Source organism: Bradyrhizobium sp. KZN70725 (assembly GCF_055264925.1).
In genome coordinates, this window is record NZ_JBUYWT010000020.1 from 39,775 (window position 1) to 56,064 (window position 16,290).

A 16,290-nucleotide genomic window follows, 5' to 3' on the forward strand; every position below is an offset into this window, starting at 1 on the left:
CCGTCTGCACAAACGCGGCCCAATTTCGCTCCAATCAAAGGGCCTATGATCACTCAGAGCGTTTTCGACAAGCGCCAGGCATCACCGATCACACGTCCATGATTTCACGTCGTCATTTTCTGCGCGGGTTCGGCGGGTTGACCGCCGCCAGCGCTTCGACCGCGGCCTATGGCTTGAGCGAGCCGGTCGTTCGCCTCGCGCTCACGCGCTACGATCTGTCGCCGCGGCAATGGCCGGCGGATTTTCCGCTCAAGATCGCCGCGCTCGCCGACATCCACGCCTGCGATCCCTGGATGTCGCTCGATCGCATCGCTGAGATCGTCGAGCGGACGAACGGTCTGAACCCCGACATCATCGTGCTGCTCGGCGACTATGTCGCCGGGCTGCGCCACGTCACCCGCTTCATTCCGGCCTCCGACTGGGCCGCGGTGCTGAAGGGCCTGAAGGCGCCGCTCGGCGTACACGCCGTGCTCGGCAACCACGACTACTGGGAAGACAAGGCGGTACAGCGCCTGGGGCGCGGCATCCCGCTGGCGCGCCGCGCGCTGGAATGGGCGGGGATTCCGGTCTACGAGAACGACGCGGTGCGGCTCGCCAAGGACGGCCGTCCGTTCTGGCTCGCCGGTCTCGGCGACCAGCTCGCCTTCATGGCGGCGCGGCCCTATCGCCAGGTCACACGCATCGGCGTCGACGATCTCAACGCGACGCTTGCCAAGGTCACAGACGACGCGCCGGTGATCCTGCTCGCGCATGAGCCCGACGTCGCGCTCCGGGTGCCCTCGCGCGTCGCGTTGCAGCTGTCCGGCCACACCCATGGTGGGCAGGTCAGGTTGCTCGGCTGGTCGCCGGCGGTGCCGGTGAAGCACGGCATGCGGCTCGCCTATGGCCATATCAAGCTGAAATGCGACGTCGTCGTCTCCGGCGGCCTCGGCTGCAGCATCATGCCGTTCCGCCTCGGCGTGCCGCCCGAGATCGTGCAGGTCACGCTCGGCGCAAAGGGGCCAATGGTGTCCTGAGCGCGCTTGCGTGGGCGAGAGCTGCGCATCGGATGCGGGCCGACGGCGGTTCCGTCGAAAGTAACTGCTGTATCCGTTCCGGTTCCGGAGTGGCGCCTTTCGACATGGCCGCGATGAAGGATGGTAAGTTGCCGCATATTTCTGTGGGCGGTACCCTTCACCCTAAGGTAGCGGGAGGGATTGCGCAAAATGCAGGATTGGTATCCCAAGAAGCTCGTCGTCGGCGTTCAGGGGACGACAGGCACCTACGAGTTCATGAAAACCGTTTTCGGCCGGGAGCAGCCGTTCCGTTACGCCGAATTTGGAATCTACATGGCGGATACCGCAAGAAACGTCTGCCAGCTGTTTCCCGAGTGTGAGCTGCATCTTTTTGATTTCAACGATGCGGTCCAGCGCGCGGAGACAAAGCTCAGCGCCTACCCCAACAAGATCTCATATTTCGGCAACACCCAGAAGTTCAACGATTCCTACAACTGGTCTCTCATGAAGCTGATCAGGCAGTATGAGGGCGCTCCGATCTATGATTATTGCTTTCTCGACGGCGCGCACACGGTCGCAGTCGACGCTTTGAACTACTTCTTGTGCGACAAACTGCTCAAGGTTGGCGGTTACATGGATTTCGACGACTATGAATGGCGTCTGAGGGGATCGTCACTCGATCCGACGAAAATTCCGGCAATCGGCGATCAATATACCGATGAGCAGATCGACGCTTTTCAAGTCAAGATGATCGTTGACGACCTGGTCAGAACAGATCATCGGTACCAAGAGGTCGTCAGAAACAAGGTATTCCAGAAGGTCGCCTGATCCAGATCGCCAGCCGATCCCAAGATTTCCCGACCGTGCTTGCGTCGGCCGGCGATTTTGCGCAATACGAACCAAAGTCTTGCGCAATCGGGGGCTGCAAATGACCTCACCCATTCTCGACGGCCAGATCCGCGACGGCCGCCACCATATGCAGGTCCGCGTCTATTACGAAGACACCGATTTTTCCGGCATCGTCTATCACGCCAATTACCTGCGCTTCATGGAGCGCGGCCGCACCAATCATCTCCGCCTGATGGGCGCCGAGCAGCAGGCGCTGTTCGATGAAGCGCAGGAGGAGACCGGCGGCTTCGCCTTTGTCGTGCGCTCGATGACGCTCGACTTCCTCAAGCCGGCGCGGATGGACGACGTGCTCGACGTCGTGACCTGGCCGATCGCGGTGAAGGGCGCCTCCATCATGCTCGCTCAGGAAGTCCGGCGCGGCGATGACGTGCTTGTGAAGGCCGAGGTCCGCGTCGCCTTCATCAGCGGCGGCCGCGCGCAGCCGATTCCGAAGGCTATTCGCGCGCTGATGAAGGCCGATCTGGCTTAGAGCGTTTTCGAGCGAAGTGGGTACCGGTTCGCGTGAAGAAAACGCGTCAAAACACGAATCCGGAGCCCCGTTCCGATACAATCGGAACGGAATAGGCTCCAACTATCGGGCGATAGGAAACGCCCCATCGACTCTTTGGGACGCAGCGCTAGATTGCGCTGTAAACAACGAGGGATCGCCAATGTCACGCCCGCCGCTACCACCCTTCACCCGCGAGACCGCCGCGCAGAAAGCGCGCATGGCGGAGGACGCCTGGAATTCGCGCGACCCGGTTCGGGTTGCCGGCGCCTATACCGAGGACAGCCGCTGGCGTAACCGCTCCGAGGTGTTTCAGGGCCGCGAAGCGATCGTGGCCTTCCTGACCCGCAAATGGGAAAAGGAGCAGGAGTATCGCCTGATCAAGGATCTCTGGGCGTTCGACGGCAACCGCATCGCAGTCCGCTTCCAGTACGAATGGCACGATGCCGGCGGCAACTGGTTTCGCTCCTACGGCAACGAGCAGTGGGAGTTCGACGAGCACGGCCTGATGCGCCGCCGCGAGGCCTCGATCAACGACATCGCGATCTCGGAGAAGGACCGCCGCTTCCATTGGCCCGCCCCGGGCCCGCGTCCGGCCGACGTGCCGGGCCTGGGGCAGGAGCCGTTCTGATCGGCTCTCCGTAGCCTTGTAGCCCGGATGGAGCGAAGCGAGATCCGGGACGATCTCTCCTGTTGTGCGGTCGATCCCGGATCGCGCTGCGCTCCATCCGGGGCTACGGGTCGTTGTGGGGACTCATCGAAAACGTTTGCGCGTCTCGAAGAGGGCTGATTTATGCTGGTCGGCGATTGTAACCTCACCGCGTCCGCCGGATCCATTACATGCCAATTGAACGTTCTACAGCCGTAGTGCTGGCAGGCCTCTTGCTCGCGACTGCTCTCATCCTTGCCCAGCCCGCGGCTGCGCAGAGCAGCGCAGACCATTCCGCAAAATGGGGGCCGCTGTTTCGCTCTCAGGTCACCAAGTGTTGACGTAAACCTGCCCCCGTTGGGGACGAGGCAGCGAACATAAAGTTGGTTCTCGAGATCAGGCTGACGCGCGAGGGCTCGCTGGCGGAGCAACCGTCGGTGTCGTCGCAGAACAGTCCGGCCGTGTCAGACTACTCCCAAGCCTATCGCAAGAGCGCGCTGCAAGCGATCACGCTATGCCAGCCATATTCCTTGCCGGCCGAATACTACGATGAATGGAAATACTTCATGCCGGTGTTTCTAGAGATGCCGTCCCCTCCCGGCGGGAAGGGGAAGCCTGCAGCCGGGGAGCTCGATAAGCGCAAGCTTTCGATTTGCCGAGGATGCTGACCGCGGCACCCCTTCACCTCGCCCCGCTTGCGGGGAGAGGTCGGATCGCATCGCAAGATGCGATCCGGGTGAGGGGGTACAGGTCTCACCGCATTCGCAACTCGCGGAAGCAGCCCCTCACCCCAACCCTCTCCCCGTAAGAACGGGGAGAGGGAGAGAAGACAGTGCCTCCGTCGTAAGAAACCCTACGCCGCAGCCTTATGCCGCGCGATCTCGGCCTTGTAGAGTTCGAACTCCTCCGCGATCGCCTTCGCGACCGAGGGACGGGCGCGCAGGCGCTCGTAATAGGCCTTCAGCGCCGGCCATTTCGCGAGCTCGATCGGCGGCGTTGCCATGGTCCAGTTGATCACGGTGACGAGATAGGCGTCGGCGACGCTGAAATGATCGAGCAGGTAGTCGCGGCCCTTCAGGTGGTCCTCGAGATAGTCGAGCCGCGAGACGTACTTCTCCAGCGCATAGGTCTTGGCTTCCGGCGGCGCCTTCTTGTCGAGCAGCGGCAGGAACAGGCCCTTGTGCAGCTCGGTGCCGATGAAGCACAGCCATTGATGCAGCTTTGAACGCTCGGCGTTCGACGCGGTGCCGATGCCGGCGCGCGGAAACTGGTCGGCGACATATTGCAGGATCGCGGCGTTCTCGGTCAGCACGACGCCGTCGTCGGTGCGCAGCGTCGGCACCAGGCCGAGCGGGTTAACCTTGCTGAAGTCGGAGCCGTCGTTGCGCACTGCCTTGGTCTTCGGATCGACCTCGAGATAGTTGGCCGGCTGGCCCGCTTCATAGAGCGCGACGCGGGTCGCCATCGAGCAGGCGAGGGGCGAGAAATAAAGGTCCATGGGTGCCTCCAGGGTCTGGCGCGGGGGTCCGGCCGTTGTTGATTTTTGTACTGTCTTGGATAATATTGGTCGCGTCAAGGAATTAAATGCGAAATGGTACAAAAAAGTAAGAGGCCGCCAACTGCTGCCAAAATCGCGGGGCCGGTTGCGCCGAAGCGCCGCGGGCGGCCGCGCGCGTATGAGCCCGATGTCGCGCTCGGCAAGGCGCTCGATCTGTTCCGGCGCGACGGCTTCGCCGCGACCTCGCTCGATGATCTGAGCGCTGCGACCGGCATGAACCGGCCGAGCCTCTATGGCGCGTTCGGCGACAAGCGCGAGCTCTACATCAAGAGCTACCAGCGCTATCGCGATGATGCGCGCGCCGCGATGGTCGATATCTTCCGCGCCGACGCGCCGCTGCGCGAGCGGCTCGAGCGCATCTATCGCATCGCGCTCGACATCTATCTGTCCGGCGAGTCCGGCCCGCGCGGTTGCTTCACGGTGATGACGGCGGCGTCCGAGGCGGTGTCGGATCCGGACATCCGCACCATGGTGGTCGAGGGCCTGACCGAGCTCGACAAGGCGTTCGGCATCTGCTTCCGCCACGCCAAGGAGCGCGGGGAACTGCCTGAGGGGACCGATCCGGCGTCGCTTGCGCATCTGGCCTCCGCCACCATCCACACCATCGCGATCCGCGCCCGTGCCCGCGTGCCGCGCAAGGAGCTCGAGGCGATCGTGAAGGGCGCCATCGACGTGCTGTGCGGCGCGAAATAGCCGCGCAAATTTTCTTGCCGGGCAAATGTCGACCGCTGGCTTTCCCGCCCGTCTTCCGTAAGGTCCCCCCACTCACGGAAGCGGAACATCATGGGAAAAGTCAGGACTTCAGTATTCACGGTCTCGATCGACGGATTTGGCGCGGCGCTGAATCAGAGCCTCGAACATCCGTTCGGCGTCGGCGGCCTGGCGCTGCCTGCCGCGTGGTTCTTCGAGACGCGAACCTTTCGCGCGATGACCGGCCAGGACGGCGGCACCACCGGTCTCGACGACGAGATCGCACGCAAGTCGATGGAGGGGATCGGCGCCTGGATCATGGGCCGCAACATGTTCGGCCCGATCCGCGGACCATGGCCGGATCATGCCTGGAAAGGCTGGTGGGGCGACAATCCGCCGTACCACACGCCGGTGTTCGTGCTGACCCATCACGCGCGGCCCGACATCGAGATGGAAGGCGGCACCACGTTCCATTTCGTGACCGACGGCATGCTCGCGGCGCTCAAGCGGGCGCGCGCGGTTGCCGGTGACAAGGATATCCGCGTCGGCGGCGGCGTCTCGGTGGTGCGTCAATTCCTGCAGGCGCGTCTGCTCGACGAGCTGCAGCTGGTGCTGCCGCCGGTCGTGCTCGGCGCCGGCGAGAGTTTGTTCGCGGGCATCGATCTGCCCGCCCTCGGCTATGCCGTCGTCGCGCATGTCGCGAGCCCGCACGCGACCCACGTCACCTTCGCGCGCAAATCCTAAACCGCTCACGCCTGCGTCAGCAGCGTCACCTCAATTCCGGCATCGAGAAGAGCGTCGAGCTCGCCTCCGACCGGCTCGCCGAACTCGTTGCCGGGATGGGCGGCGGCGCTAATACCCCCGCTTGCGATCGACGAGGTTTTCCAGCGCGCCGCCGGCCTCGAAGCGCGCGATCTGCTGCGCGACATATTTCGAGATCTCGTCGGCGTCGGTGTCGGCGGCGTTGTGCGGCGTCAGCACCACCTTCGGATGGCTCCAGAACGGGCTCGCCTCGGGCAGCGGCTCGGTCTCGAAGACGTCGAGCGAGGCGGCGCCCAGCGTGCCGTCATCGAGCGCGCGCAGGATGTCGGCCTCGTTCTGCAGGCCGCCGCGGCCGGCATTGATGATGACGGGCGCGCCGAGCGGGCTCTCGCGGTTCAGCTTCGCGAACGCATCGCGGTTCAGCACATGCCTTGTGTCCGGCGTCAGCGGCAGCAGGCAGACCAGGATGTTGGTCGCGCGCAGGAACGCGTCGAGCCCGTCCGCGCCGTGATAGCAGGCGATGCCGTCGATCCGCTTCTCGCTGCGGCTCCAGCCGACGACGCGGAAGCCGAGCGCGCGCAGTGCCTTCGCCGCGGCGGCGCCGAGCGTGCCGAGCCCCATGATGCCGACGGTGATCGCGCTCGCCGCCCACTGATAGTCCGGCGCCCAGCGCTTCACCCGCTGCGACTCGCGCAAATAGAGCTCCTGGCGGTGATGCATCAGAACGTGCAGCACGACATATTCGGTCATGCGGTCGGTGAGATCGGAGACCGAAACCCGCACCAGCGGCACGTCGGGCAGCGAGCGATCGGCCATCAGCGCGTCGACCCCTGCGCCGAGATTGAAGATGACGCGCAGGTTCTTGAATACCGCGAGCTCGCCCGGCTTCGGCTTCCACACCGCCGCATAGTGCACCTCGGCGGGATCGAGCGCGCCATCCGGCAGCAGCACCACGCGGCGGTCCGGGCAGATCGCGTCGAACCGCGCCTTCCAGCGCGCCGACGACCAGTTTTCCGAGCCGCCATTGATCAGCAGCGCGAGCGCGCCCTTACCCATCCCGATACCTCCAACGTCTATGTGATGTATGTCACAAAGCGGGTCCGGCCCGCTCTCATCTCCTGCCATCAACAGGGGAGAACTTCCATGCGCAAACTGATCCTGGTGTCGGCTTTCATCCGCTCCGCCGTCGCCGCGATTCACGCCCGTGCTCGCAAACGCCGGCACGCCGGCTCAGGCTCGACCGGCCGTTGCTCCAACGCAGAGCGAGGCCCAGCCGGCCCCATCGCAGGCCCAGGCGCAACCCGGGGAGTCTCCGCGGCGGCAGGCGATCCCGTCCGTTGACGAGGAGCCACGTCCGCCACCGCGAGAGCGATGGAGCCAAGGCACGCTGGATCGCCGCCCGCGACGGCGTCAATTGGTAACCGCACGTTCATCGCCGCGGCGACGGCCTGACGCGCCGTCGCCGCGACAAACGTCCTGTCCGTCGAAGCTCGCCATGAAGTCCCGATCAAAATCCACCGTCGGCATCCGGAACCTAAATTTCTTTCGCGCCCCCTGTCGGCAGCGGGCATAATCGTTCGTTCTTGCAATGAACGGAGATGCCTTTTCGATGCTGTACGCCATCCTCTGCTATCATGACGAAGACATGGTCGGCTCCTGGAGCAAGGAACACGACGCCTCCGTCATGCAGAAACTGTCCGTCGTGCAGGACAAGCTCGCCAAGCAGGGCAAGCTCGGCCCGGTGGCGCGGCTGTTGCCGACCACCGCGGCCACCACGCTGCGCAAGGAAAACCCGCCGCTGGTGCTGGACGGCCCGTTCGCCGAAACCAAGGAACAACTGCTCGGCTTCTATCTGGTCGAGGGCAAGAACCTCGACGAGGTGCTCGACATCGCGCGCGACCTCGGCGAGGCCAATCCCGGCGGCACCTATGAGATCCGCCCGGTCGGCTACTTCAATCAGGGAGGTACCAAGGCGTGAGCGTGACCGACACCGCCTGGATCGATGCTGCGTTGACGTCCGCGCGTCCCCAGGCGGTCGGCGCCCTGCTGCGCTACTTCCGCAATCTCGACACCGCCGAGGAGGCGTTCCAGAACGCCTGCCTGCGGGCGCTCAAGAGCTGGCCGCAGAACGGCCCGCCGCGCGATCCCGCGGCGTGGCTGATCATGGTCGGCCGCAACGTCGCGATCGACGAGGTCCGCCGCAACAAGAAGCAGCAGCCGCTGCCCGACGACGACCAGGCGATCTCCGACCTCGACGACGCCGAGGACGAGATCGCCGAGCGGCTCGACGGCTCGCATTACCGCGACGACATCCTGCGGCTGCTGTTCATCTGCTGTCACAAGGATCTGCCGGCGACGCAGCAGATCGCGCTCGCGCTGCGCATCGTCTCAGGTCTCACGGTGAAGCAGATCGCGCGCGCCTTCCTGGTCTCGGAAGCCGCGATGGAGCAGCGCATCACGCGGGCCAAGGCGCGCGTCGCCGATGCCAACGTACCGTTCGAGACGCCGGGTGCGGTCGAGCGCAGCGAGCGGCTCGCCTCGGTCGCGGCGATGATCTATCTGATCTTCAACGAGGGCTATTCGGCGAGCGGCGACACCGCCGAAATCCGCGCGCCACTGTGCGAGGAGGCGATTCGTCTCGCCCGCCTGCTGCTGCGGCTGTTCCAGAGCGAGCCGGAGATCATGGGGCTGACGGCGCTGTTGTTGCTGCAGCATGCCCGCGCCGAGGCGCGCTTCGATGCCGATGGCCAGGTGATCCTGCTCGACGACCAGGACCGCAGCCTGTGGAATCAGAAGCAGATTGCCGAGGGCCTCGCGCTGATCGACAAGGCGATGCGCCACCGCCGCAGCGGGCCGTATCAGGTGCAGGCGGCGATCGCAGCGCTGCACGCCCGTGCGGAAAAGCCCGAGGATACCGACTGGACCCAGATCGATCTGCTGTACGGCGCGCTCGAGGTCATGCAGCCGTCGCCGGTGATCACGCTCAACCGCGCCGTTGCGGTCTCCAAGGTAAAGGGGCCGGAAGCCGCGCTCGAGATGATCGAGCCCTTGGCGCCGCGGCTTGCCAACTACTTCCACTATTTCGGCGTCCGCGGCGCCTTCCTGATGCAGCTCGGCCGCAACGAGGACGCCCGCATCGCCTTCGACCGCGCCATCGCGCTCGCCAACACCACAGCCGAAGCCGCCCACATCCGCATGCATATCGACCGCCTGATGCGCGACAGCCAGCCGCACAACGCGAAGGCGAAGTAGCGGTCAGCAACAGCGCACCGGCATACTCGCTGCACCTCCCCCGCAAGCGCAGGGCTATCGCATATGGCTGGCGGTCATGACGACAGGGAAACATCGCGTACAGAAGCGCGCGAATGCCGTATGCCCCCGGGGGGCGAGCGTGCGTCTGCGCGATTTCGGAATATTGGAAATATATCCCTGGGTTGCCCGACGTGTCAAGCAGCCCGGTCGAACGCAGCCCGGTCGAACGCCGGCCGCCGCCGGCTACTTTGCATGGGGTTGTTTTCGATATTTTGGCAACACGCCTCTCCCGCGAGTGCAGGGCAGTCGCATATGGGCTCGATAGCTCCACAAACTCGTCATGCCCGGCCTGGTGCCGGGTATCCACGTCTTGGTTCGGGAGAGGGAGCTCGTCGCAGCTCTCAATCGACTCTGCCTGACTTCCGAAAAAATCTTCGCCCGCCTTGTCGGCCCCGTACTCCGCCGTTCGTCATGAAGGCAGAGAGCATCACCAAGCGTTACGGAGCCTGTCATGCCGACGATCGTCGACACCGAAGTCTCAAAGCCCGCCCGCATCACCGGCCGCGTCATGAGCGGCGTGGTCGTCTTGTTCCTGCTGTTCGACGGCGCGATCAAGCTGGTGCCGTTGTCGGTCGTCACCGAGACCATGGACAGGATGGGCTTCGGCGCGAGTGATGCGCTGGCGCGCAGCCTCGGCATCATCACCATCGTTTGCACGCTGCTCTACTCGGTGCCGCCGACCTCGCTCCTCGGCGCCATCCTGCTCACCGGGTATCTCGGCGGCGCGATCGCATCGCATGTGCGGATCGGCAGCCCGCTGTTCACCCACACGCTGTTCGGGCTCTATCTCGGCCTGATGCTGTGGGGCGGGCTCTATCTGCGCGACGGCAATCTGCGCGCAATGCTTCCATTTCGCCGGTGAGGTATTGTTCAATCCATCCTTGTGGAGACTGTCATGTTGGAGACCATTGCCATCATCGCGATTGTCCTCGGCGTCGCGATCGCCGTCATCCTCATCCTCGCGGCGACCAAGCCGGGCACGCTCCGCGTCACGCGTGCGATCAGCATCAACGCGCCGGCCGAGCGGATATTTCCATTGATCGACGATTTCCATCAGTGGACGCTGTGGTCGCCCTACGAGAACCGGGATCCGGCCATGAAGCGGATCTATGGCGGCGCCGGGCGCGGGCAGGGTGCGGCCTATGCCTGGGACGGCAACAAGAATGTCGGCGCCGGCCGCATGGAGATCCTGCAATCCTCCGCGCCGTCGAAGATCGTCATCAAGCTCGACTTCATCAAGCCGTTCGAAGGCCACAACACCGCCGAGTTCACAATGCTGCCGCAGGGAAATGCGACCAGCGTCACATGGACGATGTATGGTCCGGCCGTCTTCATGTCGAAGGTGATGCAGGTGTTCATGAACCTGGATCGCATGATCGGCAGGGATTTCGAGGTCGGTCTCGCCAATCTGAAGAAGCTGACTGAAAAGTAGCGCGTTTTCGAACGAGGTGGTTACCGGTTCGTGTCAGGAAAACGCGTCAAGATGACAATCCGGAGCCCTCGTTCCGGTACCACCGGGGCGAGGCTCGAATGACCCAAGGGAGCATGCGATGCAGGTCAACCCCTATCTCTCCTACGACGGCAATTGCGGCGCCGCGCTGAAATTCTACGAGAAGGTTCTCGGCGCCCGGATCGAGGACACCTTCCCCTACGGCGAGGGCAGTGCGGAGATGCAGACGCCGCCCGGCTGGAAAGACAAGATCATGCACGCCCGCCTCACGATCGACGGCGAGATCATCATGGCCTCCGACGCCCCGCCCGGCCACTTCCAGAAGCCGCAGGGCTTCCACGTCGCGTTGCAGGTCGAGGATCCCGCGGAAGCCGAACGCCGCTTCAAGGCGCTGTCCGAGGGCGGCACGGTGACGATGCCGTTCGGCAAGACCTTCTTCTCCAACGGCTTCGGCATGTGCGTCGATCAGTTCGGCATCCCCTGGATGGTGAACTGCCCGCAGGGGATGTAGGCTGGCGGCTTATTCCGCCGAGCTCATTCCCTACCCGTCATGCTGAGGAGGCCGCGTAGCGGCCGTCTCGAAGCACGACGGCCCGGCTGTGGCCGTGCATCCTTCGAGGCTCGCCCAGCGGTGCAAGTGCACCGCAAGGCTCGCACCTCAGGATGACGGGATGGGAGCCGTAGCCCGGATGGAGCGCAGCGAAATCCGGGGCACCCAATCCGCGCCGGCAGTCCCCCGGATTGCGCTTCGCTTCATCCGGGCTACGACACTTTACAGGCTGCAAATCTCACCTGCACCGCGGATAGATCGCCGCGAGCTCGCGGCCGCGCAGCAATAGCAGGCGCGAGGTCAGGCCGCCGCGGCGGGCGATCCACCCGCGCACCGGTGCCGGATAGGCTTGCAGCACCGCCACGGACGCTTCCGGCTCTGCATAGGTGCGGCCGCGCTGGTCGATCGAGCGCGCGGCGTGGAAGCCGAGCACGGCGCGCCGCGTCACGCAGATGCGGTCGCCCGGCACCATCGAGAGTACCAGGGTGCAGGCGGACAGGCAGGGCCCGTCGATCACGACGCGCTCGCCCGACTCGCGCACCTTGTCGAACAGCTCGATGAACGGGCCGACCTGCCCGCCAGGGCTGGCGAGGATACGAACCTCGGCTTGCGCGCAGCTAACCGTTGCGCAGAGAGCTGCCGCCGCGACAAGTATTTTCATGCGCGCAATCCCTGCCACGAGGCGATCGAGGTGCCGCCGCATCTCAAGCTGGAAGGCTCGCGCCGGAATGGGGCATCGTCAAGACCGATGTCCCGGTCGCGACAGCAGGTGGCTCAGGCCGCGCGGTTCTTGAGCGACCCCCACGATCGCCGTGAGCACGGCGCCGGCAACGCCGCCGCCGGCGACCTGGCCGATGATGCTGCCGATGTCAGGCGTCGCGCCGGAATTGGCGAGCAGCGGGATCAGCATGCCCAGAAGCTGTCCGCCCGCGCCGCCACCGATGGCGCCTGCGATGGTGTTACCGAGCGTGCCGAGATCGATGTACTTGGCCGCTCCCGCCGCGACATTGCCGCCGACGGCTCCGCTGATGACCTGAATAATCAGATTGATGAGAACGCCCGACATGAGGTGATTTCTCCCCGGTATCTGGTTCAGCACGGCTGAGACGCCAGCCGGCGTCCCACCGCCGCGAAGGTTAGGCCTCCAACGCGCAGAGGTCATGCTACACACGCGAAGATTGTCAACCCGCGCCGACGCTATGCACCGGCTTTTTTGAGGGAACCCTCCGGCTCTCCCGGGAGCCTCAGTCAGCGTCGGAGACGCCGGCCTCGGCAAAGGTCGCCATGCCGCCATGACAGGCGAGCGCCGCGCGCAACAGCAGGATCGCAACCCCCGCGCCGGAGCCTTCGCCGAGCCGCATGTTAAGGTCGAGCAAGGGGGCGAGCTCGAGCTCGCGCAGCAATTCGCGGTGGCCGAGCTCGGCCGACACATGTCCGGCGCGGCAATGCGCGAGGCTGTCGGGTTGAAGCCGCGCCAGCGGCAGCACCGCCGCTGTCGCCACGAAGCCGTCGAGCAGCACCGGAATGCAGCGTGCGCGCGCCGCCAGCACGGCGCCCGCGATCGCCGCGAGCTCGCGTCCGCCGAGCGACATCGCGGTGACGAGCGGATCGTCGATCGCGCCGCGATGCAGCTTGAGCGCCGCATCGATCGTGGTGCGCTTGCGTATCAGCCCGGCATCGTCGACGCCGGTGCCGCGGCCGGCCCAGCGCACTCCGCGCCCGCCCATCAAGGCGGCGCACAGCGTCGCGGCGACCGTGGTGTTGGCGATGCCCATCTCGCCGACCACGAGCAGATCGCATTGCTCGGGCACCGTGCGCCAGCCGGTATCGAGCGCGACGAGGAAATCGGCGGCGTCCATCGCCGGTCCGGTCGTGAAATCGCGGGTCGGGCGCGCCAGCTCGAGCGGCTCGACGCGCAGCTCGGCGCCGGCAAGCCTGGCGATCTGGTTGATCGCAGCGCCGCCGGCGGCGAAGTTCGCCACCATCTGCGCGGTGACCTCGGAGGGATAGGCTGAAACGCCGCGCTCGGCGATGCCGTGATTGCCGGCGAACACGGCGATCGTGACGTGGTCGAGCCGGGGCATCTCACGCCGCTGCCAGCGCGCCAGCCATATCGCAACCTCCTCCAGGCGGCCGAGGCTTCCCGGCGGCTTGGTCAGGTACTGCTGGCGCTGCGTGGCGGCCGCGGCACTGGCCTCGTCGCCCTGCGGCAGGTCGCGACAAAAGCCGCGGATGTCGTCTAGAGTACTGAACTGCATGCGATTCCCTCGTCGAGCGGGCCGCAAGCTAATGCATGATCCGGAAACGTGTGAAGCGGTTTTCCCTCGCGACAAATGCGTAGCATTTGCGCGGAGATCATGCCCTAACAAGAAGCTAAAGCGCGATCAGGTCGAGCCCGATCTCGTCGCGCTTTAGCCCAATTTCCAGGCCTTCACCATGAATCAATGGCTCGACGATCTCCGGACCGCGACCGCCTTCCTGACCCGCCTGCCGATGCCGCATCCGGACGGCGCGCGGACGGAGAGCTTTGCGCGGGCGCAGCGGCTGTTTCCCCTGGTCGGGGCCGCCATCGGGGCGGCGATCGGCCTGTTTTGCCTGCTGCTGCGGGCGATCGGTGTGCCGGATCTCGCCGCGGCGGCGCTCGCGCTCGGCGGCGGTGCGCTGCTCACCGGCGCGCTGCATGAGGACGGGCTCGCCGATGTCGCCGACGGGTTCGGCGGCGGCCGCGATGTCGCGACCAAGCTCGAGATCATGCGTGACAGCCGGCTTGGCACTTACGGCGCGCTGGCGCTGGTGGTGAGCTTTGCCGCCAAGCTCGCGGCTCTCGCGGCAATTCCGAATGGTCTCGTGGTGCAGAGCCTGATCGCGGCGCACGCGCTGGGCCGCGGCGTGCTGCCATGGATTGCGATCAGCCAGCCTTACGCGCGCAAGGACGGGCTCGCCGCCAATGCCGGAAGGCCTGATGGGACCATTGCCGTGGTCGCGGCCGGCATCGCGCTGCTGATCGCAATCCTCGCCTTGCCGTTCAGCAGCGCGCTGCTGGCGGCGATCGCGGCCGCTGTGAGCGCGCTGGTCATGGCGCTCGTGGCAAAGCGGCAGATCGGCGGCCAGACCGGCGATGTGCTTGGCGGTGCGGAGCAGGTCGCGGAAACCACGATCCTGGTACTGCTCGCGGCGCGGTTAGGTTAGAGCGTTTTCGAGCGAAGTGGAGACCGGTTCGCGTGAAGAAAACGCGTCAAAATGAAAGCGTGAGCGGAACATGGATCGCGAAACGCGTTTCTGGCTGATCCGTCATGCGCCGGTGGACGGTCCGCGCGGCGTGATCCACGCGCCGGATGCGCCCGCCGACCTCGGCGATGCCGCGGCATTCGCGTCGTTGCAGGCGAGGCTGCCGGCCCACGCTCGCGCGGTCTGCAGTCCGGCGCGGCGCACCCGTGAGACCGCAGCAAAGCTCGGTCTCACGGCAACGGAGGACGACGCCTTTCGCGAGCAGGATTTTGGCGATTGGACCGGCCGGCGTCACAGCGAGATCGAAGCCGAGCTCGGCGCGGCCTATCGCGCGTTCTGGCAATCGCCGGGCAGCAACCGGCCGCCGCGCGGCGAAAGCTTTGCCGATCAGATCGCGCGGGCGCGGGCAGGGCTCGCGCGTCTGCCGTCCGGCGACGTCGTACTGGTCGTGCATTCCGGCACCATTCGCGCGATCCTTGCGATCGCGCTCGAGCTTGCCCCGGAGCTCGCGCTGCGCTTCGTCATCGATCCGCTGTCATTGACGCGGATCGACCGGCTGCCGGATGCCTGGCGCGTGGTCGCGGTGAACGGGCGCTGATAGCGCAGTGACTCTGCTTTACCTCGCCCCGCGTGCGGGGAGAGGTCGGAACGCATCGACAGATGCGTTCCGGGCGAGGGGGAGTCTCCGCGAGACTAACTGGTACTGCGCGCGCGGAGAGGGCCCCTCACCCCAACCCTCTCCCCGTAAGAACGGGGCGAGGGAGTGCAGTCCCGTCGCGGTGTGACATTAGTTCGTTCGATCAACCGTTACCCATTCCGCCGCGCGCCGCGCAGGGTCGGCAGGCCGATGCCGGCGGCGTCGAAGCCGCCGTCGACGGCGAGGATCTGTCCGGTGATGTAGCTGGCGCGATCCGAGCACAGGAAGAAGATCGCTTCCGCCAGCTCCTCCTCCAGCCCATAGCGGTTGAGCGGGATGGCGTCATGATAGTCGGCGCGGATCTCCGGCGTGTGGACGGCCTTGGCCATCGCGGTCTCGACCGGCCCGGGCGCGACGCCGTTGACGCGGATGCCGAGCGAGGCGAGTTCGACCGCGAGCTGCTTGGTGAGATGCGCGAGGCCGGCCTTGCTGGTGCCGTAAGCCGAGCGCAGCGTCGAGGCGCGCACCGCCGAGATCGAGGTGATGTTGACGATTGCACCGCCGCCATGCTCCCGCATTAACGGCGCGGCCGCCTTGGTGCACAGGAACGGGCCGGTGAGGTTGACCGCCATGATCCGGCTCCAGTCGGCGTCCGAGGTCTCCAGCACCGGCGTGAACACGGCAATGCCGGCATTGTTGACCAGCGCGTCGAGCCGGCCGAACCGGTCCGTGATCGCAGAGATCGCGGCTGCCACGCCAGCGGCATCTGATACGTCGCAGGTCAGCGCCAGCGTGTCGTCGGGCTGCTTCAGCGCCGCGACCGCCGCGCGCAGCAATTCGCCCTCGATGTCGAGCAGCGCGACGCGCCAGCCGTCGGCGAGAAAGCGTTTCGCCGCGGCAAGCCCGATGCCACGCGCGGCGCCGGTCACGAGTGCGACTTTGGGGGAAGCGGAATTCATCGGATGGTCCATCGGTTCGGGCAGGAAGTCCCGACCGTCTGCGACCTTTACTCCGACGTGTCAACCCGACGGCGACACGCGGCATGCTCTCTCTCCGTCACCCT

Annotated in this window: 20 protein-coding genes; 14 read left to right on the plus strand and 6 right to left on the minus strand. The window is 65.6% G+C overall.

From position 1 onward, the window contains the following. Positions 1-98: 98 nt before the first annotated feature. The 5 genes from ACZBJS_RS20400 (at position 99) to ACZBJS_RS20420 (ending at position 3,708) form a co-directional block, all read left to right on the plus strand. Positions 99-1,016: a metallophosphoesterase gene (locus ACZBJS_RS20400; RefSeq protein ID WP_316396490.1), complete on the plus strand. Its 918-nt coding sequence runs from the start codon at positions 99-101 to the stop codon at positions 1,014-1,016. A gap of 189 nt (positions 1,017-1,205) precedes the next feature. Continuing rightward, positions 1,206-1,823, plus strand: a complete 618-nt coding sequence (locus ACZBJS_RS20405; RefSeq protein WP_076825032.1) for a hypothetical protein — start codon at positions 1,206-1,208, stop codon at positions 1,821-1,823. Positions 1,824-1,923: 100 nt separating this feature from the next. Next, the gene (ybgC, locus tag ACZBJS_RS20410) at positions 1,924-2,373 is read left to right on the plus strand and encodes a tol-pal system-associated acyl-CoA thioesterase (RefSeq protein WP_028332822.1); all 450 of its coding nucleotides are present in this window, start codon (positions 1,924-1,926) and stop codon (positions 2,371-2,373) included. 181 nt (positions 2,374-2,554) lie between these two features. Then, the gene (locus ACZBJS_RS20415; protein WP_057016209.1) at positions 2,555-3,022 is read left to right on the plus strand and encodes a nuclear transport factor 2 family protein; all 468 of its coding nucleotides are present in this window, start codon (positions 2,555-2,557) and stop codon (positions 3,020-3,022) included. Between the two features lie 401 nt (positions 3,023-3,423). Next, positions 3,424-3,708 carry a hypothetical protein gene (locus ACZBJS_RS20420; RefSeq protein WP_229190975.1) on the plus strand — a complete coding sequence of 95 codons (285 nt, stop codon included), beginning with the start codon at positions 3,424-3,426 and terminating at the stop codon, positions 3,706-3,708. A gap of 185 nt (positions 3,709-3,893) precedes the next feature. On the opposite strand, the gene ACZBJS_RS20425 is transcribed toward ACZBJS_RS20420, so the two are convergent. Beyond that, entirely contained in the window at positions 3,894-4,538 is a 645-nt protein-coding gene (locus tag ACZBJS_RS20425) for a glutathione binding-like protein (protein WP_316396493.1), read from the minus strand. A 93-nt stretch (positions 4,539-4,631) separates the two neighbouring features. Here ACZBJS_RS20425 and ACZBJS_RS20430 point away from each other — a divergent pair, with 93 nt between their 5' ends. Continuing rightward, positions 4,632-5,291: a TetR/AcrR family transcriptional regulator gene (locus ACZBJS_RS20430; protein WP_316396495.1), complete on the plus strand. Its 660-nt coding sequence runs from the start codon at positions 4,632-4,634 to the stop codon at positions 5,289-5,291. A gap of 90 nt (positions 5,292-5,381) precedes the next feature. Next, on the plus strand, positions 5,382-6,032 hold the full coding sequence (locus tag ACZBJS_RS20435) for a dihydrofolate reductase family protein (RefSeq protein ID WP_316396496.1): 651 nt from the start codon (positions 5,382-5,384) through the stop codon (positions 6,030-6,032). A 108-nt stretch (positions 6,033-6,140) separates the two neighbouring features. On the opposite strand, the gene ACZBJS_RS20440 is transcribed toward ACZBJS_RS20435, so the two are convergent. Beyond that, the gene (locus tag ACZBJS_RS20440; RefSeq protein ID WP_168859037.1) at positions 6,141-7,106 is read right to left on the minus strand and encodes a 2-hydroxyacid dehydrogenase; all 966 of its coding nucleotides are present in this window, start codon (positions 7,104-7,106) and stop codon (positions 6,141-6,143) included. A gap of 553 nt (positions 7,107-7,659) precedes the next feature. On the opposite strand from ACZBJS_RS20440, the gene ACZBJS_RS20445 reads away from it, so the two are divergent. From ACZBJS_RS20445 to ACZBJS_RS20465, 5 genes are all read left to right on the plus strand, one after another. Then, positions 7,660-8,028, plus strand: coding sequence for a YciI family protein (locus ACZBJS_RS20445; protein WP_028332829.1), 369 nt, complete (start codon positions 7,660-7,662; stop codon positions 8,026-8,028). Next, positions 8,025-9,302, plus strand: a complete 1,278-nt coding sequence (locus tag ACZBJS_RS20450; protein ID WP_316396498.1) for an RNA polymerase sigma factor — start codon at positions 8,025-8,027, stop codon at positions 9,300-9,302. The genes ACZBJS_RS20445 and ACZBJS_RS20450 overlap by 4 nt, the downstream gene beginning before the upstream one ends. A gap of 511 nt (positions 9,303-9,813) precedes the next feature. Then, positions 9,814-10,224, plus strand: a complete 411-nt coding sequence (locus ACZBJS_RS20455; RefSeq protein WP_463439071.1) for a DoxX family protein — start codon at positions 9,814-9,816, stop codon at positions 10,222-10,224. A 33-nt stretch (positions 10,225-10,257) separates the two neighbouring features. Then, a complete protein-coding gene (locus tag ACZBJS_RS20460) occupies positions 10,258-10,794 on the plus strand; it encodes an SRPBCC family protein (protein WP_057016262.1) in 537 nt (178 codons plus the stop codon). A gap of 118 nt (positions 10,795-10,912) precedes the next feature. Beyond that, positions 10,913-11,323 (plus strand): VOC family protein, encoded by a 411-nt coding sequence (locus ACZBJS_RS20465; protein WP_028343957.1) that lies wholly within the window; start codon positions 10,913-10,915, stop codon positions 11,321-11,323. Positions 11,324-11,600: 277 nt separating this feature from the next. On the opposite strand, the gene ACZBJS_RS20470 is transcribed toward ACZBJS_RS20465, so the two are convergent. The 3 genes from ACZBJS_RS20470 to cobT form a co-directional block, all read right to left on the minus strand. After that, entirely contained in the window at positions 11,601-12,023 is a 423-nt protein-coding gene (locus ACZBJS_RS20470; RefSeq protein ID WP_316396501.1) for a hypothetical protein, read from the minus strand. 78 nt (positions 12,024-12,101) lie between these two features. Next, the gene (locus ACZBJS_RS20475) at positions 12,102-12,428 is read right to left on the minus strand and encodes a hypothetical protein (protein ID WP_316396503.1); all 327 of its coding nucleotides are present in this window, start codon (positions 12,426-12,428) and stop codon (positions 12,102-12,104) included. 178 nt (positions 12,429-12,606) lie between these two features. Then, positions 12,607-13,620 carry a nicotinate-nucleotide--dimethylbenzimidazole phosphoribosyltransferase gene (cobT, locus tag ACZBJS_RS20480; RefSeq protein WP_463439072.1) on the minus strand — a complete coding sequence of 338 codons (1,014 nt, stop codon included), beginning with the start codon at positions 13,618-13,620 and terminating at the stop codon, positions 12,607-12,609. Positions 13,621-13,798: 178 nt separating this feature from the next. Between cobT and cobS the strand changes: the two genes are divergently transcribed. Together cobS and ACZBJS_RS20490 are read left to right on the plus strand one after the other, a co-directional pair. Further along, positions 13,799-14,551 (plus strand): adenosylcobinamide-GDP ribazoletransferase, encoded by a 753-nt coding sequence (gene cobS / locus ACZBJS_RS20485; RefSeq protein WP_253624966.1) that lies wholly within the window; start codon positions 13,799-13,801, stop codon positions 14,549-14,551. A 70-nt stretch (positions 14,552-14,621) separates the two neighbouring features. Next, positions 14,622-15,188 carry a histidine phosphatase family protein gene (locus ACZBJS_RS20490; protein WP_057016219.1) on the plus strand — a complete coding sequence of 189 codons (567 nt, stop codon included), beginning with the start codon at positions 14,622-14,624 and terminating at the stop codon, positions 15,186-15,188. Positions 15,189-15,397: 209 nt separating this feature from the next. Here the strand turns inward: ACZBJS_RS20490 and ACZBJS_RS20495 are convergent, their stop codons facing one another. After that, positions 15,398-16,186, minus strand: a complete 789-nt coding sequence (locus tag ACZBJS_RS20495) for an SDR family NAD(P)-dependent oxidoreductase (protein ID WP_028341382.1) — start codon at positions 16,184-16,186, stop codon at positions 15,398-15,400. Positions 16,187-16,290: the final 104 nt, after the last annotated feature.